This is a genomic window from Clostridium ljungdahlii (assembly GCF_001636845.1).
Taxonomy (GTDB): domain Bacteria; phylum Bacillota; class Clostridia; order Clostridiales; family Clostridiaceae; genus Clostridium_B; species Clostridium_B ljungdahlii_A.
Window position 1 is genome coordinate 56,007 of record NZ_LITT01000008.1, and the last position, 19,978, is coordinate 75,984.

Annotated in this window: 13 protein-coding genes and 1 other annotated feature; of the genes, 9 read left to right on the plus strand and 4 right to left on the minus strand. The window is 30.0% G+C overall.

Annotation, left to right across the window (positions count from 1 at the left end):
* Window positions 1-100: 100 nt before the first annotated feature.
* Window positions 101-586, minus strand: a complete 486-nt coding sequence (locus WY13_RS04435) for a low molecular weight protein-tyrosine-phosphatase (RefSeq protein WP_063554498.1) — start codon at window positions 584-586, stop codon at window positions 101-103.
* 229 nt (window positions 587-815) lie between these two features.
* Between WY13_RS04435 and WY13_RS04440 the strand changes: the two genes are divergently transcribed.
* The 3 genes from WY13_RS04440 (at window position 816) to WY13_RS04450 (ending at window position 7,635) form a co-directional block, all read left to right on the plus strand.
* The gene (locus tag WY13_RS04440) at window positions 816-2,132 is read left to right on the plus strand and encodes a serine dehydratase subunit alpha family protein (protein WP_063554499.1); all 1,317 of its coding nucleotides are present in this window, start codon (window positions 816-818) and stop codon (window positions 2,130-2,132) included.
* Between the two features lie 112 nt (window positions 2,133-2,244).
* Complete coding sequence (locus WY13_RS04445) at window positions 2,245-4,218, plus strand: putative bifunctional diguanylate cyclase/phosphodiesterase (protein WP_063554500.1); 1,974 nt, start codon at window positions 2,245-2,247, stop codon at window positions 4,216-4,218.
* 150 nt (window positions 4,219-4,368) lie between these two features.
* On the plus strand, window positions 4,369-7,635 hold the full coding sequence (locus tag WY13_RS04450) for a DEAD/DEAH box helicase (protein ID WP_192844987.1): 3,267 nt from the start codon (window positions 4,369-4,371) through the stop codon (window positions 7,633-7,635).
* Between the two features lie 101 nt (window positions 7,636-7,736).
* On the opposite strand, the gene WY13_RS04455 is transcribed toward WY13_RS04450, so the two are convergent.
* Window positions 7,737-8,366: an ankyrin repeat domain-containing protein gene (locus WY13_RS04455; protein ID WP_063554501.1), complete on the minus strand. Its 630-nt coding sequence runs from the start codon at window positions 8,364-8,366 to the stop codon at window positions 7,737-7,739.
* A 149-nt stretch (window positions 8,367-8,515) separates the two neighbouring features.
* Between WY13_RS04455 and WY13_RS22035 the strand changes: the two genes are divergently transcribed.
* The 3 genes from WY13_RS22035 to WY13_RS22040 all read left to right on the plus strand — a co-directional run bounded on the left by WY13_RS22035 (window position 8,516) and on the right by WY13_RS22040 (window position 11,814).
* Window positions 8,516-8,650 (plus strand): hypothetical protein, encoded by a 135-nt coding sequence (locus WY13_RS22035; protein WP_278321768.1) that lies wholly within the window; start codon window positions 8,516-8,518, stop codon window positions 8,648-8,650.
* Window positions 8,640-9,620 (plus strand): alpha/beta fold hydrolase, encoded by a 981-nt coding sequence (locus WY13_RS04460; protein ID WP_063554502.1) that lies wholly within the window; start codon window positions 8,640-8,642, stop codon window positions 9,618-9,620. Before WY13_RS22035 ends, WY13_RS04460 begins: the two co-directional genes overlap by 11 nt.
* A gap of 241 nt (window positions 9,621-9,861) precedes the next feature.
* Window positions 9,862-11,814: an SEC-C metal-binding domain-containing protein gene (locus WY13_RS22040; protein WP_063554503.1), complete on the plus strand. Its 1,953-nt coding sequence runs from the start codon at window positions 9,862-9,864 to the stop codon at window positions 11,812-11,814.
* A gap of 548 nt (window positions 11,815-12,362) precedes the next feature.
* Here WY13_RS22040 and WY13_RS04470 read toward each other — a convergent pair.
* Both WY13_RS04470 and WY13_RS04475 read right to left on the minus strand, forming a co-directional pair.
* Window positions 12,363-13,400, minus strand: a complete 1,038-nt coding sequence (locus WY13_RS04470; RefSeq protein ID WP_278321769.1) for a 3-deoxy-7-phosphoheptulonate synthase — start codon at window positions 13,398-13,400, stop codon at window positions 12,363-12,365.
* Window positions 13,401-13,527: 127 nt separating this feature from the next.
* Window positions 13,528-14,127, minus strand: coding sequence for a tyrosine-type recombinase/integrase (locus WY13_RS04475; protein WP_063554505.1), 600 nt, complete (start codon window positions 14,125-14,127; stop codon window positions 13,528-13,530).
* Window positions 14,128-14,497: 370 nt separating this feature from the next.
* On the opposite strand from WY13_RS04475, the gene WY13_RS04480 reads away from it, so the two are divergent.
* The 3 genes from WY13_RS04480 to WY13_RS04490 all read left to right on the plus strand — a co-directional run bounded on the left by WY13_RS04480 (window position 14,498) and on the right by WY13_RS04490 (window position 19,722).
* Window positions 14,498-16,171 carry a bifunctional diguanylate cyclase/phosphodiesterase gene (locus WY13_RS04480; RefSeq protein WP_063554506.1) on the plus strand — a complete coding sequence of 558 codons (1,674 nt, stop codon included), beginning with the start codon at window positions 14,498-14,500 and terminating at the stop codon, window positions 16,169-16,171.
* A gap of 11 nt (window positions 16,172-16,182) precedes the next feature.
* Window positions 16,183-17,895, plus strand: coding sequence for a methyl-accepting chemotaxis protein (locus tag WY13_RS04485; protein WP_063554507.1), 1,713 nt, complete (start codon window positions 16,183-16,185; stop codon window positions 17,893-17,895).
* A gap of 73 nt (window positions 17,896-17,968) precedes the next feature.
* Window positions 17,969-18,242, plus strand: a binding site (T-box leader).
* A 163-nt stretch (window positions 18,243-18,405) separates the two neighbouring features.
* Window positions 18,406-19,722 carry an MFS transporter gene (locus tag WY13_RS04490; RefSeq protein WP_063554508.1) on the plus strand — a complete coding sequence of 439 codons (1,317 nt, stop codon included), beginning with the start codon at window positions 18,406-18,408 and terminating at the stop codon, window positions 19,720-19,722.
* Window positions 19,723-19,978: the final 256 nt, after the last annotated feature.

The following is a 19,978-nucleotide window of genomic DNA, read 5'->3' on the forward strand; positions in this document are numbered from 1 at the left end:
CAAATCTTTGATTTGGCGATAGTCGCTTTCGCTGTATGCGATGGGGGGTATTACGGCTAGTAGCCATCGGATAAACAGAAGAGAATTTACTTCACCCCTGTTATATCAAGGATGAAGCATTTTTACAAGAAGCTTTATTTGATATGTATTTTAAAAGAGCTTCACAGCCTATTTTTATATCATCATAGGTCTCATCGAAATTACCTGTGTACCAGGGATCTGGGATGTCACCTGGAATATCTGAAAAATCAAGAAGCTTTGTAACCTTGTTTTCAGGATCTTGTCCAATTATTCTGAGAATATTTTTTATATTATAGCTGTCCATTCCTATGATATAATCATATTTCTGATAATCCAATTTGCTTAGCTGAACGGCATATTTTCCATCTGTTGAAATACCGAATTTAGAAAGCTTGTCTCTTGTGCCTCTATGAACAGGATTACCGATCTCTTCAGTGCTTGTTGCAGAAGATGCTATAAAGAAATTATCTTCAAGTCTGCGTTTTTTGACCATATCTTTTAATACAAATTCAGCCATTGGTGAGCGGCATATGTTGCCGTGACATACAAACATTATCCTAATCATATATTATACCTCGTTTAAATAATATTTTTGTTCTCGATTGACATAACAAATAAATTATATCATGCTTTTATTATGCAGACAAAATTAGGGCTAAGCTTGTAGTAAATTGGTGTCTGAATATAGATTCATAGGCTTTTACTATGGGGCATATCTTAGACATAGTATATCTTGTAAAAGTGAATTTAAATCTTCCATAATAATTATATAAATTTAAGGAGAAAATGTGTTTATGCATGAGTTAACACAATTAATTAAAGATGATATGAAGCCTGCATTGGGGGTAACGGAGCCAGGTGCAATTGCCTTTGCAGTAGCAAAAGCAAAAAGTTACACAAAAGGCAATGTGGTAAAAATAAATGTGGCAATGAACAGTGGCATGTATAAGAATGCTTTTACCTGTGGAATACCAAACAGCAGCGAGGTTGGCAATGTCTTTGCTGCAGCACTGGGATATGTAGCAGGAGATGCAAAAAAGGGACTTGAAGCATTGGAAAATGTAACAAATGAGGATAATATAGAAGCCCATAAACTCGTAAAATCTGGTGCTGTCACAGTTGAACTTAAGGGAATTACAAGTAAAATATTTATAGAAGCTGCAGTTATTACTGAAAGTGATACAGCCGTTGTTACCATAGAAGATTCTCATACAAATATCACAAAGATTACTGTAAATGGAAAATTAGAAATGGAACAAAAAGATGAAAAAGAGGATGATGGTGATGAGCTGTCAAAAGAAGTATTTGATATACATAAATATACTCTTCATCAATTATACGATTATATTACAACTGTTGATGTTAAAGAAATAAGTTTTATAGAAGAAGCTTATAAAGTTAATCTTAAATTATATGATGAAGGATTAAAGAACCCTAGAACAACATTTGCCAGACATCTTCTGAAAAACAATGGAGGAAAGGAAATCTCTAAAGATGAACAGTCTACTGCATCTTTACTTTGCAATGCGGCAATTGAAGCTCGTGTAATTGGTTTGGATAAGCCGGCAATGAGTATTACAGGTTCTGGTGCCCATGGAATTATAGCTACAATGCCTTTGTATGCAGCTTATAAAGTAAATGGTTATACAAAAGAACAACTACTTCGTGCTACTGCACTGAGCTATTTAGTTTGCATGTATATTAAAGAATATTCTGGAAAACTTTCGGCCTTTTGTGGCTGCGCAATAGCAGCAGGTTCTGGAATGGCTTGTGCATTAGTATATTTACGAGGTGGAAATGTAGATGTTATGGCCCATGTGCTAAACAATATGGCTAGCAGTATTACCGGTATGATATGCGATGGTGGAAACCAGGGCTGCACTATGAAAGGAATTGTTGCTGTAGATGCTGTCTATAAAGCTGTAGATTTTGCAATGAACGGTATATATATTGAGGATGTACACGGAATTAATGGTAAAACTCCTGAAGAAACCATGAAAAATATGGGCTGTATTGCATCTCCAGGGATGGTTGGTACGGAAAAAACCATTGTGGAGATTTTTGAAAACAAAAGAAAGATTAATTCAAGACACATAAATGACGTGATATAATAAGGTAAGGTGTTGAACAGGCTATCACTGAAGGTCTATATAAGAATGGGAAAACTGTAAGAAGTAATAAATAAGTTTAAAATATGAATTATTGTATTTAACGGGAGAAATTATGATAAAAAAGATAATTAATAAAATTAGAAAAAATTTTTTTGTTGCGGTTATTTCAAAAAATCCAAAATTACAAATTATATTTAATAGTGTTATAATGTTAGCTTTGACAATATTTCTAATATTTACGTTTATTTCTTATAAAACACTTAAAGATAGTTACAACAATGAAACTAATATGTACCAAAATGGATATTTAACTTCTGCTTATGCAAATAAAATCAATGAAGATATTTGGAGTATACGATTATACGCACTGTATTCAGTTAATGATTATATGAATATGAAAGATAAGATAGATGAATATGAAAAAGATGTTGAAGAAAATATTAATAAATATACCACGCTTCACGATTTAACTAATGAAGAAAAAGATTTAGTTGTTCAACTTAAAGAATCAAATAAGAAATATTTAAATAGATTAAATGAATTGCTTGGAAAGCTAAAAGAATCTAAAACTATTACCAATGATGAAAAGAAAGAAATAATGGATTTAGGAGATAGAAGAATTGAACTAAGCAAAGAAATGTTAAATTATTCAGACCAATATATAAAAAGTTTAAGTGATAAAAATGAAATTATAAAGGAAATCACCTTACGGACAATAATTGCTATTAATTTTGCAATGATACTTTTGTTTAGTTTAATGATGTTTGTGGTTACTAAAATAATTAAAAAGATGGATTACTATGCATTTCATAATTGTGTTACTGACCTTCCAAATAAGAATTATGTATTAAACACATTAGTTAAAGAAATTCCTAAAATAAATACCTATTCCATATTAATAAGTTTGGATATGGATAATTTTAAAGCTGTAAATGATACGCTAGGTCATATTTCAGGTGATGAATTTTTAAAACAGGCAGGAAGAAGATTTAAGAAGGTAATGCATATTCAAGACTACATTTGTCATAATGGAGGCGATGAGTTTTTATTTTTAATAAAGTCTGTTAAGAATAAAGATGAAGCAGAGGTAATGCTTAGGCAGATTTTAAATGTATTTAAAAAGCCTTTTAATATTTATGGAAAAAATGTTGATTATGTGACTGCAAGCCTGGGTGTGGCAGTTATTCCTAAAGACGGAAATAATTTTGAAACTTTGTACAAGCGTGCAGATGATGCTATGTATGAATCTAAAAGAATAGGCAAACATGTATATAGCTTTTATAATGACGCTATAAATGTTGGTATATATGAAGACACAATAAAGAAAAAAGCAATAGAAGATGGCATTAAAAATGGTGAGTTTAAAGTTTTTTATCAACCTAAAATTTCAAAAAATGGTGAGGTATTAGGTGCGGAAGCGCTTGTAAGATGGATTAAAGAGGGTAATAAGATTATACCTCCTTCAGAATTTATTGATTTTGCAGAAAGGGAAGGTCTTATAAAATATATAGGAGAATCAGTCATTATTGAGGTATGCAAGAATGTATCAAATTGGATTGACAAAGGTTATAAAAATTTTAAAGTAGCTGTAAATTTATCTACAGAACAGCTCATTGACAGTAAACTATGTGACAACTTACTGAAAATAATAAAAAGATTTAAAGTGCCTTTTGAGTATATAGAATTTGAAGTTACAGAAACAACAATAGTGAAGAATTTTGATGAAGCTGTAAATAATATAAATAAAATAAGAGCTAATGGAATCAAAATAAGTCTTGATGATTTTGGAACTGGATACTCATCATTAAATTATTTAAAAAATATGCCCATAGATATTATTAAAATTGATAAATCCTTTGTTGATGATATAACTTCAAATGAAGCAAGTGTGGTAATGATTAATACAATTATATCATTATCTCATTATTTTGGATATGAAGTTGTAGCAGAAGGAGTAGAAGAAATAGAACAAATAAAATATTTAAAAAGCTTAGGATGTGATATATTCCAAGGATATTATTATGGAAAACCAATGGAAGATACAAATTTTGAAAATGAATTCTTAAAGCTCCATAATATAAATTGACTAACATTTTTATAATGTAAAACCTATGCTTTAACAAGAGTTTTAGCATAGGTTTTACAATTATTTCAATGAAAATAATTTAGAAACATGTTTAAAAATATTATTATGTGCTAGAATGTTTAACAAGGATACAAACAGGAGTGAATAAATTTGTTTGAAATAAATGAAGGTATAATAAGAGACAGTTTAAATTTTGAAACGTACGAAAAAGGTATTACATGTTATGAAAATGATCAAGTAGGAAACTTGAGTGTAAGTACTCAAGAAGAATTAGGGTGGAAGAAAACTACTATTAAGGGAAAAGTGAAGTCTTCTTCACAAATGCCTATAAAGTATAATGTAAAAATAATATATCCAAATGCCAATGAAAACATAAGTTGTCATTGTGACTGCAAAGCATATTATAATTATAATGCTCCATGCAAGCATATAGCTGCGGTGCTTATAAAATATGCTCGAGAAAAGAATAAATCAGGGATAAAGAAAAATAGTAAATTAATTCAACAATTAAAGAAAAGTCTAATACCCACTAAGACAAAGATGGAAACTAAGACTTTAAATATGCAGTATAAACTCCAATTTAATATTAGCCGCAGAGAAAGTGAAGCTTTTTTAGAATTAAAAGTGGGAGAAGAAAAACTTTATGTAGTAAAGAATATGAAAAGTTTTTTAGAGGCAGTTATAGAACATAATGAGCTGGAGTTTGGCAAAAGTTTTACATATAACTCATATTTACATAGGTTTAAGAACGAAGACAAATTTATTTTGAGCATGCTTAAAAATCTATATGAAATAGATAGGGCTACAGAGGACATGGTAATGTATGGTTATCATTATAGCAAAACAGCGAAATTTTTAAGCGGAAAAAAGGCAAGACTTACGGAAAGTAACTTAAAAAAGTTTCTTGATAATATAGGAGAAACAGCGATAGATTTAGTCATAAATGATGATAACTACAGTGAAGTTAAAGTAGTAAAAGAAAATTTCCCTTTAGAATTTAAATTAGACAGCAAGGGGAATAATATAATTTTATCTCAAATCTCAAAGCTGCCTAAAGCTTTAGTCAAAAGTGGAAATTATTTTTATTATAATAGCAAGATATATATGCCAACAAATGAACAGGTAAGGGTGTATAAAGCACTTTACAATACTTTTATTGAACAAAGAAACTCTGAAATTACTTTTCAGCAAAATGAAAGTGAAGAAATAGCTTCTTATATAATTCCAGCCTTAAAAAAGATAGGTACAAAGGTAACAGTGAATAACAGTATTAAAGAGAAATTTTATGAAGAACCTTTAAAGCCTTGTCTTTATTTTGATAAGGATAAAGATGCTGTAGTTTGTGATGTAATATTTAAATATGGAGATATAGATATAAATCCTTTAAAGGATGATGAGGCAAGGAAAGATGATGAGAAGGTATTGGTTAGAGACATTAAGGAAGAAGCAGCTATAGTAGATACTTTGACTGCTTTTCAATTTGAAAAGGGGAAATTTAAATTTATTTTAAAGGATGAGGATAAAATTTTGGATTTTGTTGGGGAAGGCCTTGAAAAACTTCAGGAATCCGCAGAAATTTACTATTCGGACGCCTTTAAAGATATAAGAATTTATACCACTAAAAGCTATAAATCTAACATAAGATTAAATGATGAGGATCTTTTAGAATTTACCTTTAATATTGATGGGGTAAATAGAAAAGAGTTAAAGCACATATTTGATGCATTAAAACAAAAGAAAAAATATTATAGACTTAAAAATGGAGGTTTTATTCCCCTGCAGACTGGAGAACTTCAAAACATGTCCGATATGATAGATTATTTAAACATCAAGACTTCAGATCTTGAAAAGGATCAAATAGTTCTTCCTAAATATAATGCTGTTTACATGGATACAAGTCTTAAGGAAAATAATATAACTTTTGTACAAAGAAATAAGAAGTTTAGAGAACTTATAAATAATATAAAGGATATAGGTGACATTGATTATACAATTCCAGAAAAGCTGGATAATATTATGAGAGGTTATCAAAAATTTGGATTTAAGTGGATTAAAACTCTTTCTAGCTGTGGGTTTGGAGGCATTTTAGCAGATGAAATGGGTCTTGGAAAAACTCTTCAGACTATAGCTTTTATAAAATCAGAGGTAGATGAAAATGAGGAAAAGCAGCCTTCTTTGGTGGTGTGTCCTACATCCTTAGTGTACAATTGGGAAAGTGAAATAAATAAATTTCAATCGGATCTAAAATCCTTAGTTGTATCAGGCAGCAGGAATGTAAGAGAAAGTCAGTTAAAAGAGATTAATGAGGCGGATATAGTTATAACCTCCTATGCACTTATTAAAAGAGATATAGAGGAATATAAAGCTATAAAATTTAGACACTGCTTTTTAGATGAAGCTCAAAATATAAAAAATCCTAATTCTTTAAATGCTCAAAGTGTAAAATCCATTAAAGCTGGCAGCTATTTTGCACTAACAGGAACCCCTATTGAAAATTCTATTACAGAATTATGGTCAATTTTTGATTTTATCATGCCAGGATATTTATTGAGTCATGGAAAGTTTAGCCAAAAATATGAAATACCTATTATAAAGAATGGTGATAAAAAGGCTTTAGAGGAATTGAATAAACATATTAGACCTTTTATTCTTAGAAGGCTTAAGAAGGATGTCATAAAAGAACTTCCACCTAAAATTGAACATAATATGGTGATAGATATGACAGAGGATCAAAAGAAAGTATACGCAGCTTATCTTCAGCAAGCTAAAGAGGAATTGAATAATGAAATAAGAGATAAAGGCATTAATAAAAGTAAAATAAAGATACTTTCTATAATCACAAGACTTAGGCAAATATGCTGTGATCCCTCTACTTTTATAGAAAATTATGAAAGTGATAATGGAAAAATGGAAGCTCTTATGGATATAGTACAGAATAGTGTAAATGATGGGCATAAAATATTGCTATTTTCTCAATTTACCTCTGTGCTTAAAAATATTGGAAATATGTTCAAAAATGAAAATATAAAGTATATGTACCTTGATGGCAGCGTAAAAGCAGAAAACAGAGGGGAAATGGTCAGGGAGTTTAATGAGGGGGAAATTCCTATATTTTTAATATCTCTTAAAGCTGGTGGAACAGGACTAAATCTAACTTCTGCAGATATAGTTATTCATTATGATCCCTGGTGGAATCCAGCAGTAGAAAATCAGGCTTCGGACAGAGCTCATAGGATTGGGCAGAAGAAAACTGTAGAGGTTATTAGGCTTATTGCTAAAGGAACTATAGAAGAGAAAATACACAAAATACAGGAGAAAAAGAAAGAAATAATAAACGATGTTATAGAAGAAAATACTGGAGAGCAAATTTTGCTTTCCAATATGGAAGAAAAGGATATCGAGGAGCTTTTCAGTTAAATCTTCACATTAATTTCTACAAGTGTGTCAAAGTTATATTAAAAGAAGTGTCTTATGAAGATAATTCCACAAGGCACTATATGAAAATAAACTACTTCAATTTAAAATTTAATTCCACCATATTTTGATAAAATATTCTCGATTTTTTCATTTTTACAAAGAGCCATGGGAGTTAGCCCTGAAGCATTTTTCAAGTTTATATCAAAACCGAAGTTTAAGAGTGCTTTTAAAAATTCTTCAAAATGTTCTTCAAAACAATTGATATAGTCGTCATGGAGGAGAGTATTTTCATATTTATCCCGTGCATTTATATCCGCACCGTATTTTACAAGGAGATTCAAAAGTTCTACGGAATAATTAAAGCTGCAGTAAAATATAGGAGTTTTACCAAGGCTATTGATTGCATTAACTTCAGCTCCTCTCTTTAGTATCATGGTTATCAAGTCAATATGGGGGGCTGCCCTTGCACAAAGTTTGTGCAGGGGAGTTTCCATGAATTTACTTTGATGACTATTGATATCTACACCGCTGTTTATTAAAAGCTCGATTGTCTCAAAATAGTTGTTTCCGCAATTGTCGATAGCATAATGAAGTATACTCTGAATTTGAAAGTCGGAATTCAAATCATTGTCTTCTTTTAAGTAATCTTTTATTTTATTTATATTTCCTTCTTCAATGGATCTATAAATTGAATTGTATTTTGAAGAAAATACATTGCTAAATATGCCCAAACTGCTATACCTCCTTAGAATTAAATGTTTTATTATACTTATAATAATATTTTAGCATATAAAATATCAAGTGATTCCATCTTTCATTTTATATTCTTAAGATAGCATTAGTAGTATGGAAATTTTTTATTATATAGTGTGAGGATATATTGATTTTCATATATTATTCACTGGATTATATAATAAAAAATAGACAATATAAGGAAGACGCAGCAAGAATATTAAAGGAGTTTGAAAATATAAGAAAAAATCAAAGAGAGGAGAGGAAAGATTATGAAAAATAAAAACAACAGGTTAATATGCACTTCTGAATATGTAAGGATTAATGAAATAGATCAGTTTCTGTATCATTTAGGAACAAGCTTTGATAATCCTGTAATGCTATTTTTACACGGAGGACCGGGTTCGGCGGAATCCTTATTTACAGGATTATTTCAAGATAGATGGGAAGAAATATATACTGTGGTTCATTGGGATCAGCGGGGTGCAGGGAAGACCCTTACGAAGAATCCAGATAAACTTCCTACAATAGAGTTGATGCTTCAGGACTTATTTGAAGTTATCCAGTATCTTAAGAAAAAATATAGCAAGAAAAAGATTGTTATATTTGGCCATTCCTGGGGAAGTGTTTTAGGATCAATATTTATTAGAAAGCATCCGGAAGAAGTAGAGTATTATATTGGTGCTGGACAAGTTATTAGTATGGTGGAAAATGAGCAGGTAGGCTATAACAAAGTTAAAGAAATGATCGAAAATGCAGATGATAAAAAATCATTGAAAAAGCTTGAAAATATAGGTAAATATCCTGGCAGCAAAATTGTTTTTGATAAAGAGTTTTTGAGAAAATGTAATGTAGTTCGTAAGCTTCAGGGTAAATACAAATTAGGTATGGAGATAGGCATTGATATCTGGATAGCTATGTTTAAAAGTCCCATTTTTAAATTCTCCGATATTATAGCATTTATGAAAATCTTTAAGGCAAATTCAAAGGTTCACAGTTTTCTTGGTGGCTTTAATCTACGCACAGAATCCAAAGAATATAAGGTGCCGGTATATTATATTTTGGGTGGAAGGGATTGGCAAGCTCCCCATGTTATAGCTGAAGATTATTTTAAAGATATAAAGGCACCAAGTAAAGATATATTTATAATTCCAAATGCAGGACATTTCTTGATGATGGATCAGCCTGACCTGGTTTTTGATGCATTATCAAAAATAAGTAAGAAAGAAAAAAATGTACAATGTTTTTTATAATATAGGATATTACACAGTTAATTAAAATTAAATCATTTCTAACAGTTTCAAAAACCTTATAATTTACTAATTGCACCTCTTCTTATATATCTTTTATGCTCATTATATTATATTTATTAGTTTGAATTTATGTAATTATATCATTTATTTTGTTGCAGGGCAATAAATTGAAGTTAAAAAGTAAAAAATAAGATATACTTATATTAGAATACTTTAAGTATGAGGTGAAAGAGGTGTATTATTGTTGAAAGGAAAATGTTATTATTGCAATAAGGAATTTAGTAAAGCAGGTATTTTAAAACATATAAAAAGCTGTAAAGTAATGAAAGAATCTATGGGATTAGATGAAAGCTCCTCTTCATCTAATATAAATAAGTTTATTTTAGGAGTGTATTCTAAATATGACAAGGACTATTGGATGTATATAACTATAGATATAAATTGTACATTAAAAAATTTGGATCAGTTTTTAAGAGATATATGGGTGGAATGCTGCGGTCATTTGAGTATGTTTGAGATATATGGGGAAAGATATGAAAGTGAAATAGATACAGATTGGACTTTTGGAGAACCTTCAAATGATATGAATATAAAGCTTAAAAATGTTATAGGTTTAAATAACAAAATAGAATACGAATATGATTTTGGATCTACTACATATTTAGAAATTAAAGTTATAGATAAGATTATATGTTCTAATAAGGGAAAAGACATAGAGCTAATAGCTAGAAATAATGAGCCAGAATTGAAATGTTCAAATTGCGGCAGTAAGGCATCATACTATGATTATGAAAATGAAGAATATCTGTGTGATGATTGTTTTGAAGATAGTACTAGTGATGAAGAAATGATAGAAGAAGTGGATTATGTAAATTCACCGAGAGCAGGAGTTTGTGGGTATCATGGAAGTAAGGAAGATGAAGTCAAATATTTACCGAATGTTAAAAGTGGTAAAGTAATAACGGTTGGAAGTTTTGGCAGCAAAACAGAAGAAGAGAACAATGATGTTGAAGAAGATTATACTTATGAAGATGATGAGGAATCATATTTTGATAATGCTTTTTCAATGGACTTTGATAAAGTAGCTAGAAGAGCAATTAATGCTGGAATAAGAAAAGAGATTAAAAACTGGCAGCCTATTGAAAAAAATTTTTCCCTTGAATATCATTTGAACAGATTTACAAAAGACAAGTTGATAGATATAGCTAAAAATCTGTATATAAATAAGATTTCAAAATTGAAGAAAGAAGAATTAAAAAATAAAATACTGGACTCATATGAACAAGAGGCACAGTTTATTATGGAAAATATGGGGGGTGAAGCATTTAAAGTTTTACTAGAAGCATCAACAAAGAAAATATGTTCGGTTCATAACTATGATATAGAAACTAATGTTGCTAATTATCTTAGAAATAGAGCATTTCTATTTACAGGAGAAATAGATGGAGAAGATGTTATTATTGTGCCGGAAGAATTACAAAAGGTAATTTTACGCAGAGATAACAAGGAATTAATAAAGCAGTTAGAAAAAAATGAGGAAATCATAAAGCTCTTTTGGGGAATGTGTAATTATTATGGTGTTGTTGAACTTGAAACTTTTAAAGAATTAGTGAAAAGATATATTGATTTTGATATAGCATATATGAATCTTGAAGTTATATTAGAAAATGCCGCAGAGTATTATGGAGAATTTGAGTTTAATGGATATTTGGGAAATGATGTTTTGGTTGATGATGCTTTTGATATAATTTGTCATCAGCGTGAAAAAAGAGATTTGAATTTTTATCCTTTTAAAAAAGAAGAATTGTTGGAAGCAGCTAAAATCGATTTTCAGGATAAGACAAAGGCTTATAATAAACTTTATAAATTTTTTACAGAGAATTTTGATATAGATAGTGAAGATGCAGAAGATTTGATATTGGCTTTAGAGGCTGAATTTAAAAATAATGTAAAAATTTCGGATGTTATGGAAGCTTTTATAACTAATTTTGATGTTTCAAGTATTGAAGAAGTAAATCTTATTGGAAATGAAGTGATAAAATTTTTTAATAATACAAGAATGTGGATTTTAAAAGGATATACTCCAGAGGAGCTTAGTTCTACTACTGTAATAAAAAAAGAAAAGGTGGGTAGAAATGATCCATGTCCTTGTGGAAGTGGGAAAAAGTATAAAAATTGTTGTGGTAAAAAGTAAATAGAAATTACCAGTATATAATAAAGACAAAAAGGTTACTATAATAGCATAGGGTATATAACAGTTGAGTCAAGATTTATATGTGCTTCGAGTAGAGGTATTTATGAATCGGCCAACGATTGTATATAGGTTATTGTATAAATAGCTTATATATGGTCAGAGGGAAGATTCTATATTGTGGGGAAAAGCTTTAATATAGTTGATTATATTAAGGTTCCAACTTATGGTATAGGGTCGAGCTAAAATTATATGAGGTGTTGAGATGGTTATATATAGCCGAGAGGTTATATATAGTTGTGTAGATATTTTATATAGTCGAGGAAACCATCATTATAGGTAATGAACTGCTTTATTATGGTGGAAACATCATAATAAGGTCATATATGTTATCTATAATGGTGCAACTTAGATTATTATGTGCTCTACTATATAAGAACTATAAGTGGATTTGAATTAACAATCTCCTTATAGTTCTTTTTATTTAAAAAATTGAGGATCATTCTCCATATATAGACGGTACAGTAATTAGAAATTCATCTATTGTAAATTTACACGTTTTCAGCAATATAGTAAATTAAATTTTCTGTATCCTCCCAGCCTAGGCATGGATCTGTTATGGACTTTCCATAGATACCATCATTTACGTCTTGTTTACCCCCTACAAGATAGCTTTCAATCATAAGTCCTTTAATCATTTTTTTTAGCGTAGAATTATATTTTCTACTCATTAGTACTTCTCTTGCAATTCTCGGTTGTTCTTTATAAAGCTTCATTGAATTTGCATGATTTGTATCTACAATAATAGCAGGATTTAATAACCCTTGTTTTTCATATTCGCTGGCGAGATAAGTCAGGTTTTCATAATGATAATTTGGAATGTTTCTGCCATAAGAGTCTACTGCTCCTCTTAAAACAGCATGTGCAAGAGGGTTTCCACTTGTTTTAATCTCCCAACCATTATATATAAAAGAATGACCGAGCTGTGCTGCTTTAATGGAATTTAACATTACGTGGATATCTCCGCTGGTAGGATTTTTCATTCCTACAGGCATATCAACACCGCTTACAGTAAATCTATGCTGTTGATCTTCTACTGAGCGAGCTCCAACTGCATGATAACTTAACACGTCTGAAAGATATGCATAATTTTCAGGATACAGCATTTCATCAGCAGCAGGCATATAATATTCACTTAATGCTTTTATATGCATCCTTCTAATTGCTCTTATTCCTTCAACTAAATCTGGTTTTTTGTGTAAGTCTGGTTGGTGTGCCATTCCCTTATATCCTTCACCAGTTGTTCTTGGCTTATTTGTGTATATTCTAGGTATAATGACAATATAATCCTTTACTTTTTCTTGAACTTTTGCAAGCCTTTCAATGTATTCACAAACAGAATCTTCATTATCTGCAGAACAGGGCCCTATGATAAGAAGAAATTTATCATCTTCATTTTGAAAAATTTTTTTTATTTCAACATCTCTGTTTTCTTTAATTCCCTTAATATAATTTGGCAGAGGCATTTCTTGTATAATTTCCTGTGCTGTAGGTATTTTTTTAATAAATTCCATACTCATATTTTTAATTCCTTTCTTTAGGCATTTATATGATTTAAGTTTCAATTTATGTAATTATATCATCTAGTTTTTTTATGTCAATATAAACTAAAGCTAAAATGCTATACTTGCACTTTAGCTTTAAGTTTAGATATTCCTAGACCATTTCACTTTTTTCTTCAAGCTTGGAATACATTTTCTCCTGCTGCTTGGTCGTAAATTGAAAGTAAATTTCTGTATTAGTAACAGATCTATGTCCAAGCCACCACTGCAGTTCTTTTATATCCATATCAGACTCTGCTAAATGAACTGCTGTAGTATGTTTTAGAGCATGAAAATGGTATTTACTCTTATCAGGAATATTAGAGTAAGAACAATATTTTTTCATAAGATAATCAAGAGTTTGCCTTGAAATAGGTCTATTTTTTTGACTTTTAAACAGAACTTCAGAGTTAGATGACAAATTGCTTTCATGTATATATTTATCTAATGCATCTTTAGTCTTATTATCAAGTCTTATAGTATTATTGCAGCTGCCTTTTAGTCTTTTACAGTAAAGTTCGCCTTTTGAAGCATTATAATCTTCCAATTTAATCAAAGCAATTTCAGAGGCTCTTAACCCACATCTATAAGCAACTCTAAAGATTGCTAAATCTCTAACTGCATGTATATTATCTAAACTTATGATAGCATTGAAAAGGCTCTTTGTTTCTTCCTGAGTAAAATATTTTATTTTCTTATTACCGGTTCTTTCCATTTAGTTTCCTCTTTTCAAGATAATTGTACAATATAAATATTTTGTATAATAAATTATAGCATAATATTGAGTAAAATCCAATTATTATGAAAATAACATTAAAATAATGTTGTAATTTACAGAATAATGAAGTAATAATTATCATAATTTTAAATTTATGGGATTATATTGGAATAATGAAATAATAAATAGGTGTAAAATTTTCATTTTTCGGACAAAATATTTATTTCGTCTAAATAAATAATAATGTAGATAAAAAAATAAGTCAAAATATTAATCACATGGTAAGAAATGAGTATTTACATAAACAAATATTAGTAGAGGTAAATAGTTTAAAAGAAAAATTATTCGTATAGATAAGGATTGTAAAATGTATAGAAACGATAAATATAGTTTGGAAAATGACAACGTGTATACATATGCACTTAATATGGGCAATCTTGGAGTCTGCAAATGGAATATAGATACAGGCGAAATGGTTATTTCTGAAAAAATAACAGGATATGGACTCAACTCTGTTAAAAGTATGAATGAATTTATTAATATTATAACTTATGAAAAAGACAAAATGATGGCAATACAAGATCTAGATGATTATATTAATGGATCTCTAGAGTTTTATCAAAGTACATTTAGAATAAAGACTAAATGCGGAGAAATTAAATGGGTTTTACTTAAGGGTAAAATATTTAAAGATGAAATAGAAAGTTCTGGTGTACTAGGTGTATTAATATTTAATATTACAAATATGAAGTTCTATGAAAGATGGGATGGTCTTACTAATTTACCTAATAGGGAATTTTTTTTTATAAAGCTTAATAATTCAATAAAAACAGCTAAAATTCATAATAAAAAAGGTGCACTTATATATATTGATATCGATAATTTAAAAATCATAAATCATAATTTTGGGCACCACATTGGTGATTGGATTTTAAAATCATTTGCAAAATCAATTACCGTATTACTTGGTAAGAAGGGTGAGTTATTCAGGTTAGAAGGGGACGAATTTGCAATACTAATTTATGAGTTTAATGATATAAAAAAAATAGAGAAAATGTGTAATAAAATTCATAAATGTTTAAAAAAATCTTTTAAAATAATGAGTAAAGAAATTTACATTAGTACAAGTTTAGGGGTAACTGTTTTTCCAGATGATAGTTCTGATCCAGATGAACTATTAAAGTTTTGTAATTTTGCAATATATAAATCTAAAGGTAAGGGAAAAAATGAGTGTACTTTCTTTGATAAACAAAAGGCACAACCCTATTTTAGAAAAATTTTAATTGATAGTGAACTGAAGAATTCAATTATTAATAACGAATTAGATATTTTTTATCAGCCTCAAATTAATGCTTTAAGTAATAAAATTATTGGCGTTGAAGCACTTTTAAGGTGGAATAATAATAAACTTGGCAATGTATCTCCTTCTGAATTTATTCCTATAGCCGAAGATAATGGATACATTGTACAAATTGGAGATTGGGTTCTAAACAAAGCCTTAGAGACTGCTTGTTCATGGAAAGAAAAAGGTTATAAATTTAATAAGATATCTGTAAATGTATCTCCAATTCAATTAAAAAAAAGTGATTTTAAGATGAATATATTAAACATATGTGTAAAGCACAATGTAGAACCTTCTTTACTTGAAATAGAAATAACGGAAAGAACTTTAATTGAAATTGGGGAAGACAAGATTGAATTATTAAATGAACTTATGGAAAGCGGCGTAAGCATTGCAATAGATGATTTTGGAACAGGATATTCTTCTTTAAACTATTTAATTAATTTACCAGTTAATACGCTAAAAATAGACAAGTCATTTATTTCTAATATTCGTAATGATAAAAGCAAAGCTGTAATTGGCAGTATAGTTAAATTATCAAAGTATTTAAAATATAAAGTAATTACTGAAGGTGTGGAGACAAGAGAACAGTTGGATGAAATTATTGGTTTGGGCTGTAATTTGATTCAAGGTTACTATTTTAGCAAACCGCTTAAAGAGAATAAAATTGAGAATTTATTAAAAAATCAAAGTAAATAGGAGGAATCAAGGTGAATTTTTTTAAAAATATTAAAGTAAGAACAAAATTGATGTTATCTTTTATTATAATGGCTTTATTAATTGCTGTAGTTGGTGTTATAGGTATAGTGTCACTAAGGACAGTGAATTTAAATTCTGAAGAGATGTACAGCAATAGATTACAAAGTGTTTATATGCTTACAGATATGAAACAAAATTTAACAGAAATAAAAAGCGATATGCTGCAATTAGTTTATGTGAAAGATGCTTCAAAAAAAGGTGATTTAGAAAAAGATATCCAACTAAATAAAGACGAAGATCAGAAATATATTGAGAATTATGAAAAGCTTCCTAAGAATGACACAGAAAAACAAATGTGGTCTGCATTTAAAAGTTATGATAGTAAGTACATAACTTTAAGGGAAAATACTATTAAGCTTATTGATGCTGGAAATTTTGATGAGGCAGTTAAACAATACAGGCAGATAGTAGCGACAAGAGATGCCATGTTTTCAAGTCTTAATAAGCTAATTAGTGGAAACACTGACAATGCAAAAATCAAAAATTCTAATAACCATGCTGTATTTTTAAGCAGCAATAAGATTATGACTATACTAATAATAGTTGGACTAGTATCTGCAATAGGCTTAGCTTTGTTGCTAAATTCATGTATAGCAGGTCCTTTGAAATTAGCTGTAGAAAATATAAAAGTTATAGCCAAAGGAGATTTTACTACAGTTGTACCACTTGGACGTAAAGATGAAATAGGAGAACTTGCCAACGTAGTATATATGATGCAGAAAGATTTAACTGAGTTAATTAAAGGAATAATGACAAATTCACAGGAGATTAGTGCATCTAGTGAAGAACTTTCTGCTACAGTAGAAGAGTTATCAGCAAAAGCAGAGGAGATAGATGGTGCAGTAAAGAATATAACATTTGGAATTCAGGAAAACAGTGCATCATCAGAAGAAATAACAGCATCTATTGAAGAAGTGGATTCGAGCATTAATGAACTGTCTGGTAAAGCTGCGGAAGGAAGCAATAATGCAAACCAATCTAAAGAAAGAGCTGTTAAAGTTGAGAAAAAAGGTAAGGATGCAATAAAGGAAGTACGAAACTTATATGAAGAGAAGAAAAATCATATGCTTCAGGCAATTGAAGAAGGAAAAGTGGTAGATGATATAAAGATCATGGCAGATACTATTGCAGATATATCAGAACAGACAAACTTACTTGCCTTGAATGCGGCTATAGAGGCTGCTAGGGCTGGAGAACAAGGTAAAGGATTTGCAGTAGTTGCAGAAGAGGTAAGAGAACTTGCAGAACAATCTTCACAAGCAGTAACAGGTATTCAAGATACTATTGTAAAAGTTCAGGATGCATTTAAAAATTTATCTGAAAATGGTAATGATGTACTAAAATTTATAAATGAAGATGTAGATCCACAATTTGAGTATTTTGGGAACATGGGAAGTCAATATTATAATGATTCTGATTTTGTGAGCAGAATGTCTGAGGAAATTGCATCTATGTCTGAAGAGCTTACAGCTACAGTGAGTCAAGTAAGCAATGCAGTGCAGAATGTGGCAGAAAATGCACAGGATTCTAGTGAACATTCAGAAGCAATAAAGGCAAGTATTGATGAAACAACAAAAGCGATAGTAGAGGTATCGAAAACTGCGCAAAGTCAAGCAGAACTTGCTCAAAAACTTAATGGGATGGTTCAAAAATTTAAGATATAAAATAATTCTTAGAGTCAGATAAATATTCCAAAAAAACATTTGACAATCTCAAAAAAAAATAATATACTTAATGGCATAAACTGTGATGGAGAAAGAAATATTTGATCTATTAACTTAAGAGAGCCAACGTTTGGTGTAAGTTGGTGTTAATGAAAATATGTAAATCACTCCGGAGTTTCCAAGTAGAAAGGCCTTTGCCAAGTAAACGAGGACGTATACCAACGATATATGGTTAGGGTTTATGTTAAATAAAATTTTTTATTTAAAGTTGACCTGATTTGAGAGGCAATTGGTATATCTAATTGCAAATAAGGTGGTACCACGGAAATAAATCTTTCGTCCTTATGAACATATTAAAATGTGTTTATAAGGACGAGAGATTTTTTTATTTATTAAAATATCTATGATCAGGAGAGGAGGATAATTTAATATTAGAATATTAAAAAAATTGGGGCAAATTTTAATATAGAAATATGATTATACAGGAATAAAAGAAGGGGGCTTTATCTTATGAATATTAAAGGTAGTGTTACTAAAAGAAAATATTTAAATGTTATTTTGCCATTGTTTATCGCATCTATGCTGGCGTATATTGACAGACTCAATATATCCTATGCTGCTTTGACGATGAATAAAGATCTGGGATTTACTGCTCAGGTTTTTGGAATGGGAGCAGGAATTCTATTTTTCGGGTACGTAGTGTTTGAGGTACCTGGAACTGTATTTGCGGAGAAGCGAAGTCCAAGTAAATGGGTTGTTAGAATCATGCTTACTTGGGGTATAGTTACTGCTCTTATGGGTTTTGTGCATACGGAACTTCAATTTTATATTGTTCGTTTTTTAGTAGGAGCTGCAGAAGCAAGTTTTTATCCAGTTTGTTACTCAGCTATTGTTCCTCGTTGGTTTAATGCAAAGGAGAGGCCTAAGGCACTTTCAATACTTTTAACTTCAATGCTGGTTTCAAGTATTATTGGTTCTCCTTTAGCGGGCATAATATTAGGTATTGCAGCTTTTGGATTTAAAGGTTGGCAGATGTTATTTATTTTAGAAGGAACTATGGCTTTTATTTATGGAATCATTCTTATTTTTTGGCTCAAGGATTCGCCTGAAGATGTTAATTGGTTAACTTTAGAAGAAAAGAAGACAATAAGAACAGAATATGAAAGAGAAATTGCTGTAAAAAATTCAATAAAGAAATATACATTATGGGAAGCCTTAAAAGATAAGACAGTTCTCAAGTTATGTTTTATATATTTTATGTGGGTTACAGGATTTTGGGGATTTGGATTTTGGCTGCCAACAGTACTCAAATCAGTATCAGGATTGAGTAATTCTAGTGTCAGCTGGCTAATTATAATACCAATGACAGCAGCACTTATTGGTTTCATAATTAATGGTAATTCTACCTCAAAGACAGGAGAAAGAAGATGGCATATAGCTATTCCACTTTTTATTGGTGCTGTAGGTATGGCATTGGGAGCTTTGACTTCTAATCCTGTATTAAGCTTTATATTCACTTGTGTTACTGCCATTGGTGTATATGTAGGAATGGGAGTATGGTGGGCAGTACCTACATCATTTTTATCTGGTCCTGCAGCAGCTGGTGCTACTGGTTTAATTAACTCTATAGGAAATTTAGGAGGATTTACTGGACCTTATTTTGTTGGATTTATAAAAACTAGTACAGGATCTTATACAGCGGCATATATGTGCTTGGCTGTATCACTGGTAATTGCAGGTGTTACTATGCTTACACTTAAGAAAAAGGTTCCAGCTGATATGCTAGAGCAGGACAATGATAACCAAAGCAAAATTAAACTAGGATAAGTTATAAAAAAATCACTATCATTATAGAAAGTATGATAGTGATTTTTCGATTTATATTAGAATGGCTATGGAAAGGTTGAAGAAGGAATTTCCTAAAATAGAAACATCAGATGATGTGCCTCAAATTCCACAAGTTGAAATTTTGACACCAATACCTTGTTAGATAGAAAGATATGCAGTGATTTAAGTGTATTTTTATTTTAAATTGTAAAAAATATTAGTGTAGAAGTTTAATAAATCTGATATACTTATAAAA